We start from the raw sequence: 21,878 nt of genomic DNA on the forward strand, positions 1-21,878 counted from the left end.
GGTCTCTTATTTCTTTGACGAGAGGAAATGCAAGCATTCTCTGCGTTGCAGCGTAAGGAAAGGAGCGTCGCGGGTGACGTCTGCTGACAATCTGGATGATAAACACGGCCGGGCGCGCGCCGGCCGACCCAAGGTTTTGTCCATCTGCGAACGCAAGAAACTCGTCCTCGTGGCCGTAAACGATTTGTTCACCGAAGGCGGCATCGACGGCCTGACGATTTCGGCGATTGCGAAGCGTGCCGGTATGTCACGGCGCACGCTCTACGAAATCTTCGGTGATCGAGAGACATTGCTGCTAGCCTATCTCGACGATCTTGTTTCCCGCTGCCTTCAGCCGCTGAGCTCGGACGAGCAGGAATTGCCGCTAAACGACCGTTTGCGCCTGCTGTTTCAGGCGCGAACGGAGTGGGGCTCCTGGGATTTGCCACTGGCGATCCTTCGACTGGCCATCGACAGTTCGGCGGAAGCGCCCAGTATCGGCCAGCGCTGCCTTGAAATCGGTGGCCGACGTGTGGAAGCGATGATCCGGGAAGAACTGGAACGAGCCGTCGCCAGGGGTGAGGTCGGTAAACTGGACACTGCAATTGCTGCGGCGATCCTGCGCGATATGATACAGGTCCCGGTGGTCGACGCTCTATTGGACAACACGTTCCGACCGGACGCCAAAGATAGGCGTGCGCGCACGGAACTAGCACTTGACATCTTCCTCGCCGGGATCGGAAGCGAAATGGTATCTGGTGCTTCGGCTCGCGGTAAAATTCCGAAGGCATCCAGATGATCCCATTACGCCATTAATTCAATTCCGCCGCAATAGACGCAGCATCCAACAATCTAGGCGTTCGGTCCGATGCAGTTGCTGCTCGCCGTAAGGCTGGCACCAGGCTCAAGCTCGAACACTCCGCCATCTAAAGCTCCATGCTCTCACTGCATTATCCGAAGCTAGGCCGGCTCCAGCGCTCGGCCGAATTCGGCCAACTAGTAGCGATAGCGGACCGGTCGCTAATGGTATGGCTCGCGCCGCACATGCCGGTCTTGCTCGCGCTTTTTCCGCCTGTCTGCGAGAATGTTTGTCAGAACACGTTCCTCACTGTCCCGCAGCGCGCCGAGCGTGTCTTTTGCATACCAGATAGATATCGAACGATTAGCAGCGTCCATTTGTCAGTGAAGAGATCCAGCGTCCGCGTGATGGAGAAGCTAGATTTGTACCGACGATTAATTGCAATTTCCGTGAAATTTTTCATTAGACCGCCCGATCTGCCTTGGTCCCCTGTTAACTTGCAAGAATATAGTCAATTCGAGAGCCGTAAGTTGCGCTTTGAAAGCTTCCGAGTCGGGCCAATGGACGACATCGGAAACATGCCGCTGATCATGATCCTGCAACTCACGGACGAAAGTGCGCCGGTGTCTATTTGGAGTGGGAAGGCGCAATTGTGACCGGCAATATGAAGGACCGCATGGGGATATCGCGCCTGCATCGTTTCGTCGGGAAGATTTTCTGAAGATAAACTCGTGACCATGCGCGCTTTCGGAGCAGAGGTGGAGATTGTACCTGCAGCTGGCGGCATGCTGACAGGAAATGCTATCAACCGGATGATTGCCCGTACGAAGGACCTCGTTTGCGACCCAGGCACCTTCTGGCCGGATAAAGTGACGCGGACAACTGGCGCGGCTATCTCGATATGGCTGGTGAGATCCTCAAGCTGATAGGCGGAAGGGACGACCAATTCGTCTGCGTTGTCGTCGGTAGTGGCTGCATTTCGGGTGATGCGAAGGTGCTTAAGGAGCGAGAAGCAGGCACATAGATCGTCGGTGTCAAACCTCGCTACGTTCGCGCTATCTCCGGCTAAGACACCTGCGGCAGGCATGTCCTTGAAAGCATCGGCCTGCCCTTCGTGCCCGGTGCATTCCGCCGCGACCTGATGAATGTTGCGATCGCAGTGAACAACGAGGAGGCGTTGGAGACCGCGTGTCCCGTAGCACACAAGGAGGGGATACGCGGCGGAATTGTATCGGGCGCAAATCTCTTCGCGGCGCTGAAACGAGCGAGCGACACGGTCAGCGAGAAGTCGGTGCTCAATGCAAAAGCGCGCCGGGACGAACATCCCGGCGCGTGAACTCAGCTAACGCGCAGGCCCGAGGAGAGTATCAGAATCCATAGACCGCCCGAGCGTTGTCGCGCAGGATCGCCTGCTTTTCCTCTGGCTTCAGGCCGATCTTGAAGGCGCGGGTGGGATCGTCGAAATCCCAGTGCGGATAGTCCGACGAGAACATCAGCTTGTCGGCGCCCAGCCAGCGGATCAGATGCTTCATGTCGGCGACGCGCGGCGGCTCCTCGACCGGCTGAGTGGTCAACCAGACCTGACGACGAACGTATTCCGACGGCTTCTGCTTTACATGCGGAACTTCATCGCGCATCCGTTCCCATTCGCGGTCCATCCGCCACATCAGCGGCACCAGCCAGGCAAAGCCACCCTCGACCAGCACCAGTTTCAGGTTCGGGAAGCGTTCGAAGACACCTTCGAAGATCAGGGAGATCAGCGAGGACTGGATGGCGTTCGACACCGCGTAATGTTCCTCGATGTAGAACGACGCATTGCCGCCGCCGGTATTCTCGCGCCAGCCGAAGGGCGCGGTGTGCATCGCGACGGGCATTCCGTGCGCCTCTGCCGCCTCGAAGATTGGCCAGTAGCGGCGGCGGCCCGATGGCTCCATCCCGCGCGGCACGAAACCGACCTGGCAGAACCGCTTGTCACCTGCCCGTTCTTCCAGTTCGCGGACTGCGGCGGGCGTATCTTCCTGCGGGAGGACCATGGTGCCGCGCAGGCGGTCCTCTTTCGAGCACCACTTGTCGATCTGCCAGTCGTTCATCGCCGCGCAATAGGCGGCACTGAAATCGAGATCCATCAGCGAGGGCCCGGCGCTCAGCGACTGCAGGATGCCGATCTCGATGTTGAGCGGGTCGAGATGCTGTTCGCGCATGAAGTCGAGATCGGACGCCGCGGCGCCACCACCCGGCGGAAAAGCGTCCTGCCGCATGCCAAGGCCCATGCGCGGATAGGCCAGGGCGCCGGTGATCGAGTTTGGCGGGCGAACGCCGAAGTCGCGGGCATAGTCGCGGTACTTCTGCGGCAGATAGCCGAGGATCTCGTCCTTCGTGGTAAAGCCGGGATGGATGTCGCAGTCGACAACGGTCAGCGCGGCTTCGCTTTCGGTTTCGGGCTGACGTTCAAGGACAGTATCGGCCATGATCACACCTCCAGCCGGGGATAGGTTTTCAGGACATTATCGCGAGCGACGGCCTGCGCCCAGTCCGCCGGGATCTCGGCGGGCCAGAGCGCGACGTCGCGTTGGTAGTCGTGCGGGAAGTCGGTCGCGAACAAAAGCTGATCCGGGCCGCCCATGCAGCCCATCAGCTCCGGCATCTCGTCAAAACCCGGCGGCGCATCGAAGGGGGCGATGGTCGTCCTGACCTGCCGCTCGATCACCACCTCGGGGCTGCTCTTGATCCACGGCACCTCTGTCCGGATGCCGCGCCATTCTTTCGCCAGGCGCCAGATCGTGGCGAATAGCCACGACGCGCCACTTTCGGCCATCACGACCGTCATCTCCGGGTGGCGGTCCAGCACGCCCTCGGCCAGAAGGCTCGCCACGCTGTTCGCGGCGGCCTGCGAGTAGTGAATGATGTCTTCGACCAGGTAGGAGGGGAAGCCCGATTGTGTCGGCGCGTGGCGGAAGGCGCTGCCGGAATGGACACACAGTGCGAAACCGCATTCCGCGGCGGCGTCGTAGATCGGCCAGAAGGTGCGGCGGCCCAGCGGTTCCTCGCCCATGCTGAGCGCGAGGATCTGCACGAACCGTTTGTCATCGCGATACCGGCGGATCTCCTCGGCCGCGGCTTCGGGATTGCGGAACGGCACCAGCAGCGAGGCGCGCAGTCGCGGATCGCGGTCAAGCCATTCAGAGGCCAGCCAACGATTCATTGCGCCGCAGGTCGCGGCCTGCATGTAGGGATCGTAGAGCCCCTGCACCCCGTTCACGAGGTTCAGGATCGCCGCCGACAGGTCCAGCGGATCGAGCAGCGCCTTTCCCAGCGCCTCGGCAGAGGCGATGGCATCCGCCGCGCCGGGCGGATTGAACGGCCGGGCGCTGGAGGGATAACCGACCAGTTCCAGCCGGTCGATGCCACGGTAAGGGAACATGTCCTGCCAGTAGGCATCGAGGAACGGCATCAGGTCTGCCTGCCCGGGGCTGCGCGGGTGTACGTCGCAGTCGATGGCGTTCAAGCCGGCGACGGACAGGCCCGCTGCGGGGCGATCTTCAGCCAACGTGTTCATTTCGTTCCTCCTCGTCTTCATCAAATGGCGCTGCGATGCGCCGTCGTCCAGTGCTGCGCCGATCCGCCGCGCTCAGAACCCGCTGACGGGCCGGGGCCGGTATGGCGCCTCCAGCAACGCGATTTCCTCGGGCGTCAGCGTGAGATCCAGCGACGCACGTGCGTCGGTCACATGCCCCGGCCGCGATACGCCGATGATCGGCGCGGTCACGCCAGGCACCTGCAGAACCCAGGCCATCGCGACCTGTGCCATCGGCACGCCGCGCGCTTCGGCCACGGTCTGCACCACCTCGACCACGGTGCGGTCAACAGTGCGGCTGTCGCCATAGGTGCCGACCATGCGTTTGTCGGTCCGCGTCCGCTCTGTCTCTTCGCCCCAGGGCCGCGCCAGACGGCCCGAGGCCAGCGGCGACCATGGCATGACCGCGATGCCGTCGTGACGGCAAAGCGGCAGCATCTCACGCTCTTCCTCGCGGTAGATCAGATTCACCTGATCCTGCATCGACACGAATTTCGCGCCGCCGATCCGCTCGGCCGCCTGCTGATACTTCAGAAACTGCCAGGCATACATCGACGATGCGCCGATATAGCGGGCCTTCCCCGCGCGCACGACTTCGTTCAGCGCGTCCATCGTCTCCTCGAACGGCGTCAGCGGGTCGGCGCGATGGATCTGGTAGAGGTCGACATAGTCGGTGCCCAGCCGCTTCAGGCTCTGGTCGATCTCGTGCAGGATCGCTTTGCGCGACAGTCCGCGGCCGTTAGGGCCCGGCTTCATCGGCGAACAGACCTTGGTGGCTAGCACGATCTCGTCCCGCGGGGCGATATCCCACAGGACTTGGCCGGTGATCTCTTCCGACGTTCCTTCCGAATAGACGTTGGCGGTGTCGAAGAAATTGATCCCACCGTCCCATGCCGCGCGAAACATCGTGCGGGCATCGTCGAGGCCCAGTGTCCAGGGTCGAAGCTCAGTCGGCTTGCCGAAGGACATCGAGCCAAAGCACAGCCGACTAACCTGCATCCCCGTCGATCCGAATCGGACGTAGTCCATCATGCGGCCTTTCCCGGATGAGGGAACGGCGAAAACCATCCCTGCCGATGGCCTGCCGGCCGGTGTGGCCGAATGATACTGCCGAGGCACGAAACCCCGATTGCGATCGAATGCACGGTCACTCCTCCCCGACCGGTGCGGGCCACACGGAAAAAGGTGCGGCAGACGCTCATGATTCCTGGGCGACGTCGAGAATTCATGGCCGGCCAGCCCTTTTGCTTCCTAGCCGCCAGATCCGGAAATGTATACAGATTTGCGTGATCGTGACCGAATTCATTGATCATATCCCGTTTTTGGAGCAAGAATGTCTACATGTCGGTCGTTGCGCCGGCGAATCATGGGAGGAACGGACGTGTGGGAGGGACACGTCCAGTTCGGATGGCGTACAGGGTCGCCGTCGAACCAATGTCCCGGATGGATACGCAGATTTCGCGGTGCGCCGCGGCACGGAAGCCAGTTGCGGCGTCAAGCTGCACGACAGGGAGGAGCAGAATGTCAGCGATGGCAGCGCCGGCCGAGGCCGCCGCAAGCAACCGGATACTCGAAATCCGCGACCTGAACCTGTCGCTCAGGGACGATCACGGCTGGGTGCAGGTCCTGAATGACGTGAGCTTCTCGGTTCGGCCAAACGAGATCCTCGGCATGGTCGGCGAGTCGGGCAGCGGCAAGTCGATGACAGCCCTGTCGATCCTGCGTCTGCACGCAAAGCGCGACGCACAGCTTTCGGGGCAGATCCAGTTCGACGGCCATAACCTCGCAACGGCTTCCGAAGGACGCATGCGGCGCATCCGCGGCCGGCACGTCAGCATGATCTTCCAGGAACCGATGAGTGCGCTGGACCCGGTATTCACGGTCGGCGAACAGATCGCCGAGACTGTGCGCCGGCATTTCGGGGTCAGCCGCAAGGAAGCCTTCGAACGCGCGGTTGCGGCGCTCGATAGCGTGGGTATCGCCTCGCCGCGCACCTGCGCCGGGCTTTACCCTATGGCCCTGTCGGGCGGCATGCGACAACGGGTGATGATCGCGATGGCACTGGTCTGCGAGCCGAAACTGTTGCTGGCGGACGAGCCCACGACGGCGCTGGACGTGACGATCCAGGCCCAGATCATGGATTTGCTACTGGAGCTGGCGCAGAAGACCGGAACCTCAGTTCTGCTGATCACCCACGATCTGGGGCTGGTGGCAGAGACCTGCGACCGGGTCATAACGATGTATGCCGGCCAGATTGTCGAGGAAGGGCGAGTGCGCGACGTGATCTCGAACCCGCAGCATCCGTATACGGCGGGGCTGATGCGCTCGATCCCCGACGCGCACAGGCCGCGCGGCGGGTTGTCCTCGATCGCGGGCCGAGTGCCTTCCTTCCGCAATATGCCCGAGGGCTGCCGGTTCCGCCCGCGCTGCGAGTTCGTCGAGGCCGCCTGTTCCCAGACGCAGCGGCTCACTGAAACCGGCGGTCACCTGGTGCGGTGCCATCGCGCAAGGCAACTGTCGTTGGAAGGAGCGCCGGCATGAAGTTGCCAGCGGCCACGGTCAAAGATCTGCACGTTACCTTCGGTGGAACGGTGCGCGCGGTGGACGGTGTGACCTTCACCGTCGAGGATGGAGAGATTTTCGGGGTTATAGGTGAATCCGGTTCCGGCAAGTCGACGCTGGGGCGTTGCCTTGTCTGCCTGATCAACCCCTCGGACGGCGAAGTCAGGCACCGGGACGTCGATCCCTTCGCGCTGAGCCGGCGCCAGCTGAACCGGCACCGCAGGCGGTGCCAGATGGTCAGCCAGGACCCGAACGCAGCGCTCGATCCCCGGATGACGATCCTGCAAAGCCTTTGCGAACCGCTGAACATCGCGGGCATCGGCAGCCGCGAAAAACGGCGCGAGAAGGCATACGAGATGCTCGACCGAGTGTCGCTCGCCGCGGAGTTCGCGAACCGCTATCCGCACGAGTTGTCCGGCGGCCAGAAGCAGCGGGTCAACATAGCCCGCGCCTTGATGCTCGACCCGGAACTGATCGTCTGCGACGAGGTGGTCGCGGCGCTCGACGTGTCGATCCAGGCCGACATGCTGAACCTGTTTTCGCGGCTTAAGGACGAGCTGAAGCTAACCTATGTCTTCATCAGCCACGACCTACGCGTGGTCAGCCACATCTCCGACCGCGTGGCGGTGATGTATTTCGGGACCATCGTGGAACTCGGCCCGGCGCGCGAAGTGATGGACCGTCCGCTGCACCCCTATACCGAAGCCTTGGGCTCGGCAGAGCCGAAGCTTGCCGCGGATGCCGCAGAGCGCCGGGGCCGGATCATCCTGCAGGGCGAAATCCCGAACTCGGCGAAACCGCCCACCGGCTGCCGGTTCCACACCCGCTGCCCGCGAGCCGAGGCACGCTGTTCGGGCGAGGTGCCCGCGACCCGCGAACTGATGCCGGGCCGCTATGTCGCCTGCCACTTCGCCGAAGAGATGCTGGCACGCCATTCAGACACAACAACCATAAGGCCCGGTGACAACGGTGCCCGCGCCGCCACGGCGCAACCTGTCGAACTTCGACACGACGGCCGGGCCTGATGCCTGCCCACAAAGAGGAGGAACCTAAGACATGAAGAACGGAACCCACTTGTCCGGCGTGAGCCGCCGCACGATTCTGCAGGGCGCGGCGGCGGTCGGCGGATCGCTTCTGGTGCCGGCGACGGTGCGCGCGCAGGCACAGCCTGTCAGCGGCGGCACACTGCGGGTCGCGATGCCCTACAACCCGGCGGCGCTCGACCCGCTGACGGGCCGCAACAACCCGGATTTCAACACGCTCTACACGATCTTCGACGCGCTGATCGGGTTCGAACCCTCGACGCTTGAACTGAAGCCGATGCTGGCGAAGTCGTGGGAGTTCACCGACCCGACGACGCTGGTACTTGAACTCCAGGAGGGCGTCGAATTCCATGACGGCGAGCCGTTCAACGCCGACGCGGTGGTGTTCCACTTGACGCGCTGTAAGGACGATCCGCGATCGAACGTCAAATCCGACGTGGCCTCCATCGACACTGTCGAAGCGACCGGGCCGATGCAGGTCTCGATCAAGCTGACCCGTCCCGACGCCTCGCTGCCCGCGGTGCTGACCGACCGGCCCGGCCTGATCGTGTCGCCGAAGTCCGTCAAGGAAGCGGCGGACGGCAATGTCGACAGAGCGCCCGTAGGCACAGGGCCGTTCAAGTTCGTCGAATGGCGCGACAACGACCTGATCAAGGTCGAGCGCAACACGAACTACTGGGCTGACGCGCCCTACCTCGACGCCATCGATCTGCGCATCATCAACGAGCTGAACACCGCGGCCCGGACCGTCACCGCGGGCGAAGCCGATATCGCGCTGAACCTCGGCGCACAGCAGATCGCCGTTGCCCGTCGTTCCGGCGACCTGGAGGCAGAAGCGACGCCCTCGCTGATCTACTATACGTCCTTCCTGAACTACGCACGCGGCCCGCTGGCCGACGTAAAGGTGCGCCAAGCGATGAACTGGGCGCTCAACCGTGAGGATATCAACCGTGTGATCATGCTGGAACTCGGGCAGGGGCACTGCAGCATGTTCCCATCCGGCTTCTGGGCTAACGATCCAGAGACCGAGAACTATTATACCCATGACATCGACCGCGCGAAGGCGCTGCTCGCCGAAGCGGGGCACTCCAACGGTATCGAGATCGAAACCTGGGCCTGGCCTGATCAGGCCGCGCAGCAGCGGCAGGAGGTCGTCAGCGCGCAACTGGCTGAGGCCGGTATCCGGCTAAAGGTGACGCCCGCAACACCACCCCAGGCAATGCAGAACTTCCTTGGAGACAAGCAGGGCGACCAATTGCTGTCTCCGACCGGCGGCCTGCCCGACCCGAGCCTCGCCTATGATCGAGTGTTCTCGGCGTCCGCCTACCGGAACGCCGGCGAGATCGAACTCGACGGCTATCGTCCGCTCATGGACGCGTCACTTTCGACGTTCGATCAGGATGCACGCCAGAAGGTCATGTACGACATGCAGCGTTTCGTCCTCGAGAATGCGCTGCACCTGCCGCAATACCTTTCGGCAGGTATGATCGTCCGCAGACCTGAAGTGAATGGGTTCGAATTCGGCCTTCCGCAGCGACCGCGATTCCACAAAGTGTGGATTGCGGCCTAACTGAAACAACGGATCGCCGGGAGATCAATGATGTACGCTATCGGACGAATGATCCTGCGGCGGCTGGGACAATTAGTTCCTGTCGTGCTCGTCGCGACATTTGTCGTGTTTTCGCTCGTCTTCATTATGCCCGGCGATCCTGCAATCGTCTTGGCCGGCGACTACGCCACCCAGGAGCGGATCGACGAAATTCGACGCATCCACGGCTTCGACCAGCCGATGCTGGTTCAATATCTGAATTGGCTGTGGAACGTGCTGCATTTCGACCTTGGCCAGTCACTCTATTCGAACGAGGATGTGGCGAAGCTGATCTCGGACCGCCTGCCGCACACGATCCTTCTGGTCGCTTACGCATTGATGCTGGGCGCGGTGATCGGAATTCCGATGGGTATCTACGCTGCGACTCAGCAGGGCTCGACCATCGACAAGCTGATCACGTCCTTCGCCTCGCTCGGCGTCGCCATACCCAACTTTTGGCTGGGGATCATCCTGGTCACCTATTTCTCATTGACTTGGCACCTGTTCCCGGCGACCGGTGCCGTCAGTTTCTGGGACGATCCAGTCGAAGCGTTGCGTCATGCGACGCTGCCCGCGCTGGCGCTGTCGACCAACGTGGTTGCGGTCCTCGCCCGGCAGGTTCGCAGCGCACTGCTTGAGGTCCTGACCTCGCAGCACTTCCGCACACTTCGTGCCAAGGGACTCGGATCGTCGTCGATCCTCTGGAAACATGGGCTCCGCAATGTCGCCGCAACGATGCTGACGATTACCGGCCTGCAGGTGAATCGCCTGTTCTCAAGCGCGGTGATCCTCGAGGCGGTCTTTGCCATTCCCGGCGTTGGCGCCCTGATCAGCTATTCTGCCTTGAACAAAGACATTCCCGTAGTGCAGGGCATCGCACTGGTGCTGGTGATCTACGTCATTCTTATCAACCTGATCGTTGACGTGCTGAACGCGCTCCTCGATCCGCGTGTGGCAGCCTCGACATGACAGACGCTACGAACAACAACGCTGCCGTCAGGGCCTCTGCAGAACGCGCGGCGGTGGCTGCACTGCCACGGCAGGAAAGCGTTGCGACGTGGCTTTGGAACTGGCTGAAGCACGATAAGCGAGCGGCGATCAGCATCACCTATCTGGCGATTCTCGTGATTGCAGCGATCCTTGCGCCGTTATTCGCCCCTTACGACCCGAACGAACAGAACCTGATGGACTTGTTGATGCCGCCAAGCTCGGCGCATTGGCTGGGAACGGACGACCTTGGCCGCGACACCTTCAGCCGGTTGCTCTATGGTTCTTACAACGCGCTCTACGCGGCGGGGCTCGCCGTCGGGATCGCGGTAGCCATCGGCGTTCCGGTCGGGGTCGTCATCGGGTTCGTTGGCGGCTGGATTGATGAGGCGGTCAGCCGCGTAATCGACGCCATCCTCGCGTTTCCACCACTGGTTCTGGCCGTTGCCGTTACCGGCGCCTTGGGCATCGGCTTGACAAACGCAATGATCGCGGTTGGCTTTTCCTTTGCGCCGGTAATCGCGCGGACCATGCGCGCTCAAACACTGGTGGTGAAGAACGCAGTTTACGTGGAGGCGGCGACCGGCTTCGGAGCGTCACGCGCGCATCTGATAGTCAGGCACATCGTTCCGAACGCGATTCAGCCGGTGATCGTCGAAATCACGTTGATGCTGGCTGTGGCGCTGCTGGCCGAAGCTGGTCTTAGCTTCCTCTCGCTCGGTGTTCAGCCGCCGGAATCGAGCTGGGGCGGCATGCTGGCGCGCGCCTATCATTATGTCGAGGTGGCGCCCGCACAGATGCTGGCACCAGGTTTTGCGATCCTGCTGACGGCGCTCGCGTTCAACACGCTTGGGGAGTCGATCCGCGTCCTGCTCGACCCGACGATCAAGAAAAAACGGTAACGCGCGCTCATTCGGAGGCGGCAAAGCCTCCGATCAACTGCCAGAGTCCAACAGCCGCTCCCGCAGTGATGGCCGCAATCGTGACCGGAGCGCTGACGGCGAGGACGGAGAAGCCTGACAGTCCCTGACCGACGGTGCAGCCCATCGCTATGGCCGCCCCGATACCCATCAGCGCCGCGCCGAGAATCTGGCGCCGCAACTCCCTCGGATCCTCGCAGGCCTCCCAGCGAAAGCTGCCTTTGATCAGGCTGCCAAGACACGCACCCGCCAATACGCCCGCCACCGAACCAACGCCGAAGCTGATCGAGCGCCCCGAGGATATCATCAGGAACAGCAGTGTCTCGCCCAGCGGAGCAGCATAGGTGTGCGATACGACCTCCGGGGCGTCGAAGCCGTTGGCTGCGATCCAGCTTGTGCCGATCCAAGCGCTGACCACGGCGAGACCGACGACAATCGACCAGCCGATTACTGCGGGTTTGGCGAGGATGTCAGCGTCCCATACGGATATCGCCAGCAAAACGAGGCCGATGGCAATTCCGGTTGCCGCCACGTCTAGCCCAGCGGCTGAGGCGAGGAAATGTGCTATTCCTGGCACGCGGTCGATGACCGGTTCCTGCGGAAATACCCACACCCGCATCCCCGCTAGCGGCCCGGAGATGGTAATGTAGGCGGCTAAGCCCATGACCAGCACGATCATAAAGGACCTTATGTCGCCGCCACCCAATCGAGCCAACGCACCGAACCCGCAGGTTCCCGCCATCGCCATGCCGTAGCCGAACACCAGCCCGCCGAATACGCTGGCCAGTGGGTTCCAGTTGAAACTCAGATAAATGGTGTCTTCCAGAGCAGTCCAGCCAAGCGCATAGGTAGAAAAGGTTCCGGCGACAGCTGTGCCGATTGCAATGCCCCACATGCGCAGCCGCCCAAAGCTGCCGCCATAGAGTGCGTCCTCAATTGCGCCCAAAGAGCAGAAACGCCCAAGTCGTGCGGCGAGTCCTAATAGTATGCCGCCGAACAACCCGACAATCGCCGCGGCGAGCGGTTCACCGAGCACGTCAAGCATCTGATTTCCTCCCATGCGCCGGTCAGGTATCCGGCGCGCTGTCCCGACAGAAGAGGTCGTAGACGACGCTAATTATTTGAGTCGAGCGATCGTCGGTCAAGCTATAGTAGATTGCCTTGCCATCGCGACGAGGGCGCACAAGCCCTTCCAGCCGCAGGCGTGTTAGCTGTTGCGAGACTGCCGCCTGGCGGGCCGACAGCAACTCCTCCAGTTCCGTGACAGATTTCTCTCCGGTAGCCAGATGGCACAGGATCATTAGCCTTCCTTCATGGCTGATCGCCTTCAGAAAGTTGGACGCTCGTTCCGCATTGCTTGCAATGCGGTCCATCTCTTCCGTTGTCGTCGATTTCGAAATGACTGGAAGTCGGCGCGCGGCGCCATCCTTTTCGGGAAGGGGCCCGCTGCCGGATCCGAATATGTCGGTTGCTGCCATGTTGGGTAGCACACTATCCTGCGACATCGTAGTCAATCCCCGCATCCTTCAACATGCGCTGCAACAGTCCCCAGAAAAAATCTTCTCCGGGATAACCTTCCAACCGACTCACCTCTACACCATCCTGTAAGAGTACGAAGGTCGGTGAAATTCGCAGCGGCGAAACAAAATTCATTCCGTCGGGCATGGGCTTATGTATGTCGATGCGCACCAAGGGCGCCGCCTTGCCTTCGGCGGTTTTGTCATATTCCGGCCCTACCTCGGTATTCCAGCGGGCACAGTATATGCATCCGCGCTGTTCGCCCATAATCAGCAACGTTTCCGTCTGCGCGGGCCGAAGCATTACGGTACTAAACACGGCCGCAGCGATCAGGATGCGTATGATGAATTGACCAATCATATTTAACTAATTTAATATGATTATGCGAACTCGACAAGCGACCGGGGGTAGAATGTTCGACATCACACTTGCGGGCGCTCTCTTTGCCGGTTTGCTCTCATTTCTGTCGCCATGCGTCCTGCCGATCGTGCCATTTTATCTGTCCTATCTGGCTGGAGCCGGGCTCAACGCGCTGCAATCAGATGAGGAATTGCCGCCCGGCGTCAGGAAGCGCGCGGTGCTGGCGTCGATCATGTTCGCTATGGGTGTCGCCACGATTTTCGTCGCGCTCGGTGCCGCAGCAACAGTTTTCGGCCAGCTAGTCAGGGAATGGTTCGATGTGCTGCGCTGGATGGCGTCCGCGTTGATCATCTCGATGGGGCTGCATTTCCTAGGGGTGATCAGAATCGGGCTCCTGTATCGGCAGTTCAACACTGGCGCCGGCGACACCTCCAACACGAGCGTTCTGAGTGCCTATGTGATTGGTCTGGCCTTTGCTTTCGGGTGGACGCCCTGCGTCGGCCCGGTTCTGGCGGCGATCCTATTCATGGCCGGTGGGCAGGAGACGGTAGGCGAGGGGATGGGGCTACTTCTGGCATATGCCATCGGAATGACGGCGCCGTTTGTCATTGCCGCGTTTTTCATCCGACCTTTCCTCGACTGGATGCGAGGCTTCCGTCGGCACCTGGGAAAGATAGAAAAGGCCATGGGCGTCCTGCTGATCGTCTTCGGTCTGCTGATCGCAACAGAGACAGTCAACTGGATTGCCAACTGGATGGTCGGCTTCTGGCCGGGCATTGGTTAACCAAGGGAGGACGACATGAAAGGTTATCTGATTGCAATTTTGGTGCTGGCCTGTGCCGGCACGGCTGGTGCAGTGGAGATGGGCGACGACGGTCTGCATAAGACCGACTGGATGCGCGACACCTTCAAAGACCTTGCAGAGGACCTCGCCGAAGCCAATGCGGAAGGCAAGCGCCTGATGCTGATGGTTGAGCAGCGCGGCTGTATCTACTGTACCAAGATGCATGAAGACGTGTTTCCGCGCCCCGAGATCGCCGGTTTCATCAGCGAGCACTACTTCGTGGTCCAGATGAACCTGCATGGATCCACTGAAGTGACCGATTTCGATGGCGAAACTCTCGAAGAGCGTGACATGGCCCGGAAATGGGGGCTTTTGTTTACGCCTACAATCATGTTCTTTCCGGAAGAGGTAAGCGAGGGTCAAGCCGCGCCGCAGGCTGCTGTTGCAGTAATGCCCGGCGCATTTGGTCCCGGCACAACCTTGGATATGCTGACTTGGGTAGTAGAAGAGGGCTACCTAAATCAGCAAGAAGAGGACTTTCAGCGGTATCATGCCCGCCGAATCCAGGAACGCGACAATGGCAGCGCCGACTGATGTGCCGGGAACGCGATGTATTATTCACTCTTATGAATTTATTGTTGCGTCTACGGCTCGGGCCGGTCTAAGCTACGTGTCAAAATACTCGGGAGGAGACATGAAACGAACTTGGATGCTCGCCGCGGCGGGCGTGGTAGTCGCTGGTTCTGCGTTTGCCGGACCACCGGAGCCTTCGGAAGTGGTCTTCGAAGATGGAGCGGTTTCGAATTCGCTAAGCGGGGTTCCTGGCGATCCGGAAAACGGCCGGCAGATCATGAATAAGGGTGCGGGCAACTGCATCGCCTGCCACGAAGTAACAGCGCTGTCCGATCTGCCGTTCCACGGCGAGATTGGGCCGATGCTCGACGGCGCAGCGGATCGATGGACCGAGGCCGAATTGCGCGGGATCGTGGCCAATGCGAAGATCATGTTTCCCGAATCCATGATGCCGTCATTCTACAAGAACGATGGCTATATCCGCCCCGGCGATGCCTATTCCGGCAAGGCGCCGGACGGGCTGCTCGGCCCGCTGTTGACGGCGCAGGAAATCGAAGACGTGGTCGCCTTTCTGATGACCCTGAAGGAAGAGTGAAAAAGGCAGGAATTGGAGGAATATCGATGAGTTTCACACGACGCCAATCGCTGGCTCTGGGGCTGGGCACAGCGGCTGCCGTTGCGCTGCCGTTCCGTCCCGCGCTAGCTGCAGTCGAAGATGACATTGCCGCATTCACCGGCGGAGCCGAGGTTGGCAGCGGTGGTGTAACTCTGACCGCGCCGGAAATCGCCGAGAATGGCAACACTGTCCCGATCGAAGTATCGGCACCCGGCGCGGCGTCGATCCTTGTGTTGGCTGCTGGCAACCCTAACCCTGGCGTTGCCACCTTCAATTTCGGCCCGCTGGCAGCCTCGCAGACGGCATCGACTCGTATCCGCTTAGCCGGCACTCAGGACGTTGTCGCCATTGCCAAAATGGCCGACGGGAGCTTCGCCAGCGACCGAAAGGAAGTGAAGGTTACCATCGGCGGCTGCGGCGGCTAAGTTCAGGAAAAGGAATAATAAAATGGCAGAAGGCGTGAAACCGCGCGTCAAGGTTCCGAAAACGGCAACGGCCGGCGAAGCGATCACTATAAAAACGTTGATCAGCCATCAGATGGAATCGGGCCAGCGTAAGGACAGCGACGGCAACGCAATACCGCGCTCGATTATCAATCGCTTCGTAGTGGACTTCAACGGTGAGAACGTCCTAGACGTGACGCTCGAACCCGCGATTTCGACCAATCCCTACTTCGAATTCGAAGCGACAGTTCCGGAATCGGGTGAATTCCACTTCACCTGGTATGACGACGACGGCTCGGTTTACGAAACCACGGAGCCGATCACGGTCGGCTGACCCACCAACGGCAGCTTCGGCGGGCAACTGTCGAAGCAACTCAGGGGAGGAAACAATATGAATAGAATGAGCGCTCCCGGCCTAAGTGCCGCGACCGCCATTGCGGTGGTCACTGGGCTGGCCGCACCCGCCTTCGGTGGTCCGGACGACGACGAACTGATCATCAACGGTGACACCACCATCATCACCGAAGCTCCGGCGCCCGATCATATGGAGTACATCAGCACGATCTATTCCGGCTGGCGGTTCCGCACCGACGAAACACAGGCGCTGGAGGAGGATGACTTCGACAATCCAGCGATGCTGGCTGTCGATGCGGCACTGGAAGCCTTTGACACGGTCGAGGGAGATGCCGGCGAAAGCTGCGCCTCGTGCCACGGTGACGTGGAAAGTTTTGCCGGGCTCACCGCGCACATGCCGAAGGTTGGCGAGGACGGCAACTTGGTGGTGATGGAGGACCTCATCAACGAGTGCCGCACAGACCGGATGCAGACCGAGGCTTGGAAGTGGTCCGGTGACGACATGCAGTCGATGGTCGCGCTGATCGGATTGCAGTCGCGCGGCATGACCATGGATGTGGCCATCGACGGGCCCGCAGCCCCCTTCTGGCAGCAGGGGAAGGATATGTACTATACCCGCTATGGCCAGCTTGAACTGTCCTGCGCCAATTGCCATGAGGACAACTGGGGCAACATGATCCGCGCAGATCACCTGAGCCAGGGGCAAATCAACGGCTTCCCGACATATCGTCTGAAGCAGGCCAAGTTGATATCGAAGCACAATCGTTTCCGGGGATGCATCCGCGACACGCGCGCCGAGACTTTCGCCGAAGGCTCCGACGAGTTCCGCGCGTTGGAACTTTACGTGGCCTCGCGGGGCAACGGCCTGTCGGTCGAAACCCCGGCGGTCCGTCAGTAGTCAACGCCCGTGTCCGGTCTGCGGACACGGGTTTTTCGTCCTGAAGAAATGCACTTATGCGAATGTTAATTAAATGAGGGCCACTGCATGATTTCTCGTCGCGATTTTCTGCAGGCGGCCATGGCGTCTGCGGCACTTTATGGTGGCTCGGGGTTCGGCAACTGGTCGCGCCTGGCGGCGCAGCAGGCACTGACGCAGGACGACCTTCTGTCCTTCGAAAAATTCGGCAACGTGACACTGGTCCACGTCACCGACATTCACGCACAGCTGAAACCGATCTGGTTCCGCGAGCCCGAAATCAACCTCGGCGTGGGCAAGAACAAGGGACGGGTGCCGCATATCACCGGAGCCGAGTTCCGTAGGTTCTACGGCATCGAAGATGGCAGTCCGTCGCATTATGCCCTGAGCTACGATGACTTCGTGGCTCTCGGTCAGGGCTATGGCCGTATGGGCGGGCTGGACCGCGTGTCGACCGTCGTGAACGCGATACGTGCCGACCGGCCGGACGCGCTGTTACTGGATGGCGGTGATACCTGGCACGGTTCCTACACCTGCTACCAGACCGAAGGGCAGGACATGGTCACCGCGATGAACGCGCTGAAGCCCGACGCGATGACCTTTCACTGGGAATTCACGCTGGGCACCCAGCGGGTGCTGGAGCATGTCCAGAGCCTGCCCTTCGCGGCGCTAGGCCAAAACATTTTCGACGCCGAATGGGACGAGCCCGCCGAGTATTTCAAACCCTACGAGATGTTCGAGCGCGGCGGTGTGAAGATCGCCGTCATCGGTCAGGCTTTCCCCTACATGCCGATCGCCAACCCCGGATGGATGTTCCCGGAATACTCTTTCGGTGTCCGCGACGAACATATGCAGGAGATGGTCGACGAAGTCAGGGGGCAGGGCGCCGAACTGGTAGTTGTGCTGTCACACAACGGGTTCGACGTCGATCGCAAGATGGCGGGCATCGTCTCGGGCATCGACGTGATCCTTTCGGGCCACACCCACGATGCGCTGCCGGAGCCGGTGGTTGTGGGCGAGACGATCATCATCGCCTCCGGATCCAACGGCAAGTTTGTCAGCCGCGTCGATCTCGACGTTCGCGACGGGCAGATGTTGGGCTTCCGACACAAGCTGATCCCGGTCTTCTCGGACGTGATCGCGCCCGATCCGGCCATGACCACAGTCATCGACGAGATCCGCGCGCCGTACCTCGCAGATCTGGAAGAGGTCGTCGGCACGACCGACTCTCTGCTGTACCGGCGTGGCAACTTCAACGGTTCATGGGACGACCTGATCTGCCAGGCGCTGCTGGAAGAGAGAGAGGCGGAAATCGCTCTATCGCCAGGTGTCCGCTGGGGGCCGAGCCTGATGCCCGGCGACCCGATCAAGCGCGAGGATATCTGGAACGTCACTTCGATGACCTATGGCGAGGCCTATCGCACCGAGATGACCGGCGAGTTCCTGAAGATCGTACTGGAAGATGTGGGCGATAACCTTTTCAACCCCGATCCGTACTACCAGCAGGGCGGTGACATGGTGCGCACGGGCGGTCTTGGCTATCGCATCGACATCACCAAGCCGCAGGGCGAACGCATCAGCGACATGACACTACTGAAGACCGGCGAGGCGATCGACCCGGCACACAGCTATGTCGTCGCGGGCTGGGCCAGCGTCAACGAAGGCACCGAGGGGCCGCAGATCTGGGACGTGGTAGAAAGCCACATCCGGCGGATGGGCACCGTCACTCTCGATCCCAATAACAGCGTCCAGGTTGTCACCGGTTGAACTACGGAGAAGAAGGTATGAGCAAGGTCCCGAAGGGCACGACATCGCGCCGCGGTTTCCTGAAGACCGCAATCGCGGCGGGTGGTGCGACGGTCGCTACGGCCAGCACGGCGCGTGCGGCAGACGGCGACCCGGCGATCCTGGAACTGCAGGAGTGGAACCAGATTCTGGGCGATGGTGTCGACGCGCGGCCCTATGGTACCCCCAGCCAGTTCGAGGCGCATGTGAAGCGGCGGAATGTCGAATGGCTGACCGCCGACCCGATTTCGTCGGTCAACTTCACGCCGCTGCACGAGCTGGATGGTATCATCACGCCAAACGGACTCTGCTTCGAACGGCATCACGGTGGCATCGCCGAGATCGATCCAGCCGTTCACCGCCTGATGATCAACGGCCTGGTCGAGAAAGAACTTGTCTTCACCATGCAGGATCTCGCGCGCTTTCCGCGTGATAACCGGGTCTACTTCCTCGAATGCGCAGCGAACTCGGGCATGGAGTGGCGCGGTGCGCAACTGAATGGCTGTCAGTTCACCCACGGCATGATCCACAACGTGATGTATACCGGTATTCCGCTGCGCTACATCCTGGAGACCGCCGGGCTGAAACCTAACGCCAAGTGGATCTTGCCTGAAGGCGCGGACGCCTCGGGCATGACCCGTTCGATCCCAATCGAGAAGGCGCTGGATGACTGCATGGTCGCCTTCAAGATGAACGGCGAGGCATTGCGCCCGGAACAGGGCTACCCGCTGCGGCTGGTCGTCCCCGGCTGGGAAGGCAACATGTGGGTAAAGTGGCTCCGCCGAATCGAAGTCGGTGATGAGCCTTGGCATCACCGTGAAGAAACGTCGAAATACACCGACCTTCTGGAAAACGGTAACGCGCGCCGCTTCACTTGGGAGATGGACGCGAAGTCGGTCATCACCAACCCTTCACCGCAAGCGCCGATCCTGCATGGCCCGGGCCGGACCACGATTACAGGCGTCGCTTGGTCGGGCCGCGGTTCGATCCCACAGGTGGACGTGACTATCGACGGTGGCAAGAATTGGCGTAAAGCCCGGATGTCCGGGCCGAGCTTCGACAAGTCAATGCACCGTTTCTACTACGAGTTTGACTGGGACGGCACACCGCTTCTGCTGCAGTCTCGCGCGCATGACTCTACCGGCTATGTGCAGCCCACGAAAAACCAGCTGCGAGATTGGCGCGGGCTGAACTCGATTTATCACAACAACGGTATCCAGACCTGGTACGTCAACGAGCAGGGAATCGCGGAAAATGTCGAAATCTCTTAGCGCATTCCTTATTCCTGCAGTCGGCGGCGCCGCGCTGGTTCTTGGCGTCGGTTACGGTTTGGCGACCCGCTCCTATCGTGCTAGCGAAGCCGAGGTTGCCCTGGCGCAGGCCAGCGCCGCAGAGGAACGCGCCTCGGCTGAAGCCGATAAGGTCGCGGCACTGACAATCGAGGTCGATAAACTGACCGCCGCCGAAACCGAACTGACCTTGCAGATCGAAGGCCTGAAAACAGCCTCCGCACCGGCGCGTCTCGGCGATCCGCTGCCCGAAGACGAGACCTTCGACCTCGGCCGTACCGCCACGATTGACGAGGTCGCCGCTTGGAACATCGACGTTCGCCCGGACGGGCAGGGCTTGCCACTAGGCTCCGGCGACGTGATGACCGGCGAGGAACTTTACACCGACAATTGTGCCATGTGTCACGGCGATTTCGGCGAAGCGATCGACCGCTGGCCGGTCCTTGCCGGTGGCAACGGAACGCTGGCAAGTGAGAATCCGGTCAAGACCATCGGGTCCTACTGGCCCTATCTCTCAACGGTCTACGACTACGTCCACCGCGCCATGCCCTTCGGCAACGCGCAGTCTCTCAGCGGCGACGACGTCTATTCCATCGTCGCCTACCTGCTATACCTGAACGATCTCGTGGATGAAGATTTCGAACTATCGAACGAGAATTTCACGGGAATCCAGCTTCCCAACGAAGACAACTTCTTCCTCGACGACCGCACGGAAGGCGAGCTTGCTAGTTTCTCTGCAGATGCCTGTATGGAGAATTGCAAGGACACCGTGGAAATCACCGCCCGTGCCGCTGTGATCGACGTGACGCCCGACGACACGGCCGCCCGCGCGCGGCGAGAGGCAGCGGCGACCGACAGTGGTGACACCGTCGTCGTGGAAGCCAGCGCCGAAACGCCCGCCAGGGAGGAGACAGCTGCGGCAATCGAAGAAGCCGACGATGTCGCACTTGTCGCTGCAGGTGAAACGGCATTCAAGAAATGCAAAACTTGCCATCAGGTCGGCGAAGGCGCCAAGAACCGCACAGGTCCGGTCCTGAATGGCATTTTCGGCCGTGTCGCGGGCAGCGTCGACGGCTTCCGATACTCGAACCCATTCAAGGTCCTTCATGACGAAGGCTTCACCTGGACGGAAGAAAGGGTCGCGGAGTTCCTGGCCCAACCGAAGAGCTATATTAAAGGAACGAAGATGTCTTTCGCCGGATTTGACGATGAGGGCGACATCGAGGCTGTCGTCGCCTACCTGAAAGCGTTTGATGAATGACGCGACTTAATCGGACGACACCTGAAACCGAACTGAAGACCCGAAAGGATCGAGCCATGAGAATCATCGCTGCGCTCATTGCTGGCGTTGCCTTCGCGCAGGCTGCACTTGCCGAGGAAGCTGTAACCTACGACTTTGGCGGCAGCTTCGAGGATGCGACCTTTGCCGTTGAATCGGCCATCGTCGACCAGGGACTTGTCATCGATTACGTCAGCCATGTGGGCGAGATGCTGAACCGCACCGGCGAGGATGTAGGCAGCGACGTTAGCCTCTTCGACGCGGCGGATGTCTTCCTATTCTGCTCTGCCGTCGTCTCGCGCGAGGTGATGGAAGCGGATCCAATGAACGTCGTCCATTGTCCCTACGGGATTTTCGTCGCCTCAATGGACGGAAAGGTGGTCATTGGTCATCGCGACTATCCGGACGGGCCGATGGACAAGGTGGAGACACTGCTCGACGACATCATCCAAGACGCAATCGCCGATTAAGGCTCGCACACGCAAACATTCGCATATCTTGACCCACAT

23 protein-coding genes are annotated in these 21,878 nt (G+C 60.9%); 17 read left to right on the top strand and 6 right to left on the bottom strand.

Going from position 1 to position 21,878, the window contains the following annotated elements; translation table 11 throughout:
• Positions 1-73 precede the first annotated feature (73 nt).
• Both HCO70_RS07520 and HCO70_RS07525 read left to right on the top strand, forming a co-directional pair.
• On the top strand, positions 74-778 hold the full coding sequence (locus tag HCO70_RS07520; protein ID WP_172294560.1) for a TetR/AcrR family transcriptional regulator: 705 nt from the start codon (positions 74-76) through the stop codon (positions 776-778).
• A 1,114-nt stretch (positions 779-1,892) separates the two neighbouring features.
• Complete coding sequence (locus HCO70_RS07525; RefSeq protein ID WP_172294562.1) at positions 1,893-2,114, top strand: hypothetical protein; 222 nt, start codon at positions 1,893-1,895, stop codon at positions 2,112-2,114.
• A 31-nt stretch (positions 2,115-2,145) separates the two neighbouring features.
• Here the strand turns inward: HCO70_RS07525 and HCO70_RS07530 are convergent, their stop codons facing one another.
• The 3 genes from HCO70_RS07530 to HCO70_RS07540 all read right to left on the bottom strand — a co-directional run bounded on the left by HCO70_RS07530 (position 2,146) and on the right by HCO70_RS07540 (position 5,384).
• On the bottom strand, positions 2,146-3,246 hold the full coding sequence (locus tag HCO70_RS07530; RefSeq protein WP_172294564.1) for an amidohydrolase family protein: 1,101 nt from the start codon (positions 3,244-3,246) through the stop codon (positions 2,146-2,148).
• 2 nt (positions 3,247-3,248) lie between these two features.
• Positions 3,249-4,334, bottom strand: coding sequence for an amidohydrolase family protein (locus HCO70_RS07535; RefSeq protein WP_172294566.1), 1,086 nt, complete (start codon positions 4,332-4,334; stop codon positions 3,249-3,251).
• 72 nt (positions 4,335-4,406) lie between these two features.
• A complete protein-coding gene (locus tag HCO70_RS07540) occupies positions 4,407-5,384 on the bottom strand; it encodes an aldo/keto reductase (protein WP_253913134.1) in 978 nt (325 codons plus the stop codon).
• A 489-nt stretch (positions 5,385-5,873) separates the two neighbouring features.
• Here HCO70_RS07540 and HCO70_RS07545 point away from each other — a divergent pair, with 489 nt between their 5' ends.
• From HCO70_RS07545 to HCO70_RS07565, 5 genes are read left to right on the top strand one after another with little or no spacing between them, the layout of a single operon-like run.
• On the top strand, positions 5,874-6,893 hold the full coding sequence (locus HCO70_RS07545) for an ABC transporter ATP-binding protein (RefSeq protein ID WP_216665292.1): 1,020 nt from the start codon (positions 5,874-5,876) through the stop codon (positions 6,891-6,893).
• Positions 6,890-7,939: an ABC transporter ATP-binding protein gene (locus HCO70_RS07550; RefSeq protein ID WP_172294576.1), complete on the top strand. Its 1,050-nt coding sequence runs from the start codon at positions 6,890-6,892 to the stop codon at positions 7,937-7,939. The genes HCO70_RS07545 and HCO70_RS07550 overlap by 4 nt, the downstream gene beginning before the upstream one ends.
• A gap of 31 nt (positions 7,940-7,970) precedes the next feature.
• Complete coding sequence (locus HCO70_RS07555; protein WP_172294578.1) at positions 7,971-9,527, top strand: ABC transporter substrate-binding protein; 1,557 nt, start codon at positions 7,971-7,973, stop codon at positions 9,525-9,527.
• Positions 9,528-9,557: 30 nt separating this feature from the next.
• Positions 9,558-10,514, top strand: a complete 957-nt coding sequence (locus HCO70_RS07560; RefSeq protein WP_216665293.1) for an ABC transporter permease — start codon at positions 9,558-9,560, stop codon at positions 10,512-10,514.
• The gene (locus HCO70_RS07565; RefSeq protein ID WP_172294582.1) at positions 10,511-11,434 is read left to right on the top strand and encodes an ABC transporter permease; all 924 of its coding nucleotides are present in this window, start codon (positions 10,511-10,513) and stop codon (positions 11,432-11,434) included. Before HCO70_RS07560 ends, HCO70_RS07565 begins: the two co-directional genes overlap by 4 nt.
• Positions 11,435-11,441: 7 nt before the next feature.
• Here the strand turns inward: HCO70_RS07565 and HCO70_RS07570 are convergent, their stop codons facing one another.
• The 3 genes from HCO70_RS07570 to HCO70_RS07580 form a co-directional block, all read right to left on the bottom strand.
• Complete coding sequence (locus HCO70_RS07570) at positions 11,442-12,497, bottom strand: YeeE/YedE family protein (RefSeq protein ID WP_172294584.1); 1,056 nt, start codon at positions 12,495-12,497, stop codon at positions 11,442-11,444.
• Positions 12,498-12,519: 22 nt separating this feature from the next.
• Complete coding sequence (locus HCO70_RS07575; protein WP_253913222.1) at positions 12,520-12,825, bottom strand: helix-turn-helix transcriptional regulator; 306 nt, start codon at positions 12,823-12,825, stop codon at positions 12,520-12,522.
• Positions 12,826-12,943: 118 nt separating this feature from the next.
• On the bottom strand, positions 12,944-13,330 hold the full coding sequence (locus HCO70_RS07580) for a hypothetical protein (RefSeq protein WP_253913135.1): 387 nt from the start codon (positions 13,328-13,330) through the stop codon (positions 12,944-12,946).
• A 52-nt stretch (positions 13,331-13,382) separates the two neighbouring features.
• Between HCO70_RS07580 and HCO70_RS07585 the strand changes: the two genes are divergently transcribed.
• The 10 genes from HCO70_RS07585 to HCO70_RS07630 all read left to right on the top strand — a co-directional run bounded on the left by HCO70_RS07585 (position 13,383) and on the right by HCO70_RS07630 (position 21,839).
• On the top strand, positions 13,383-14,114 hold the full coding sequence (locus tag HCO70_RS07585) for a cytochrome c biogenesis CcdA family protein (protein WP_172294588.1): 732 nt from the start codon (positions 13,383-13,385) through the stop codon (positions 14,112-14,114).
• 15 nt (positions 14,115-14,129) lie between these two features.
• Positions 14,130-14,708, top strand: a complete 579-nt coding sequence (locus HCO70_RS07590) for a thioredoxin family protein (RefSeq protein ID WP_172294590.1) — start codon at positions 14,130-14,132, stop codon at positions 14,706-14,708.
• A gap of 100 nt (positions 14,709-14,808) precedes the next feature.
• Entirely contained in the window at positions 14,809-15,282 is a 474-nt protein-coding gene (gene soxX, locus HCO70_RS07595) for a sulfur oxidation c-type cytochrome SoxX (RefSeq protein WP_172294592.1), read from the top strand.
• 26 nt (positions 15,283-15,308) lie between these two features.
• On the top strand, positions 15,309-15,728 hold the full coding sequence (gene soxY, locus HCO70_RS07600; protein WP_172294594.1) for a thiosulfate oxidation carrier protein SoxY: 420 nt from the start codon (positions 15,309-15,311) through the stop codon (positions 15,726-15,728).
• 22 nt (positions 15,729-15,750) lie between these two features.
• Positions 15,751-16,080, top strand: coding sequence for a thiosulfate oxidation carrier complex protein SoxZ (gene soxZ / locus HCO70_RS07605; RefSeq protein ID WP_172294596.1), 330 nt, complete (start codon positions 15,751-15,753; stop codon positions 16,078-16,080).
• Positions 16,081-16,137: 57 nt separating this feature from the next.
• Complete coding sequence (gene soxA, locus HCO70_RS07610; RefSeq protein WP_216665294.1) at positions 16,138-16,998, top strand: sulfur oxidation c-type cytochrome SoxA; 861 nt, start codon at positions 16,138-16,140, stop codon at positions 16,996-16,998.
• 87 nt (positions 16,999-17,085) lie between these two features.
• The gene (soxB, locus tag HCO70_RS07615; RefSeq protein ID WP_172294598.1) at positions 17,086-18,783 is read left to right on the top strand and encodes a thiosulfohydrolase SoxB; all 1,698 of its coding nucleotides are present in this window, start codon (positions 17,086-17,088) and stop codon (positions 18,781-18,783) included.
• 17 nt (positions 18,784-18,800) lie between these two features.
• Entirely contained in the window at positions 18,801-20,072 is a 1,272-nt protein-coding gene (gene soxC, locus HCO70_RS07620; protein WP_172294600.1) for a sulfite dehydrogenase, read from the top strand.
• The gene (locus HCO70_RS07625; RefSeq protein ID WP_172294602.1) at positions 20,056-21,351 is read left to right on the top strand and encodes a c-type cytochrome; all 1,296 of its coding nucleotides are present in this window, start codon (positions 20,056-20,058) and stop codon (positions 21,349-21,351) included. The genes soxC and HCO70_RS07625 overlap by 17 nt, the downstream gene beginning before the upstream one ends.
• Before the next feature lie 56 nt (positions 21,352-21,407).
• Positions 21,408-21,839 (top strand): DUF302 domain-containing protein, encoded by a 432-nt coding sequence (locus tag HCO70_RS07630; RefSeq protein WP_172294604.1) that lies wholly within the window; start codon positions 21,408-21,410, stop codon positions 21,837-21,839.
• Positions 21,840-21,878 lie beyond the last annotated feature (39 nt).

The sequence above is a fragment of the Pseudoruegeria sp. HB172150 genome (genome assembly GCF_013184805.1).
Taxonomy (GTDB): Bacteria; Pseudomonadota; Alphaproteobacteria; order Rhodobacterales; family Rhodobacteraceae; genus Psychromarinibacter.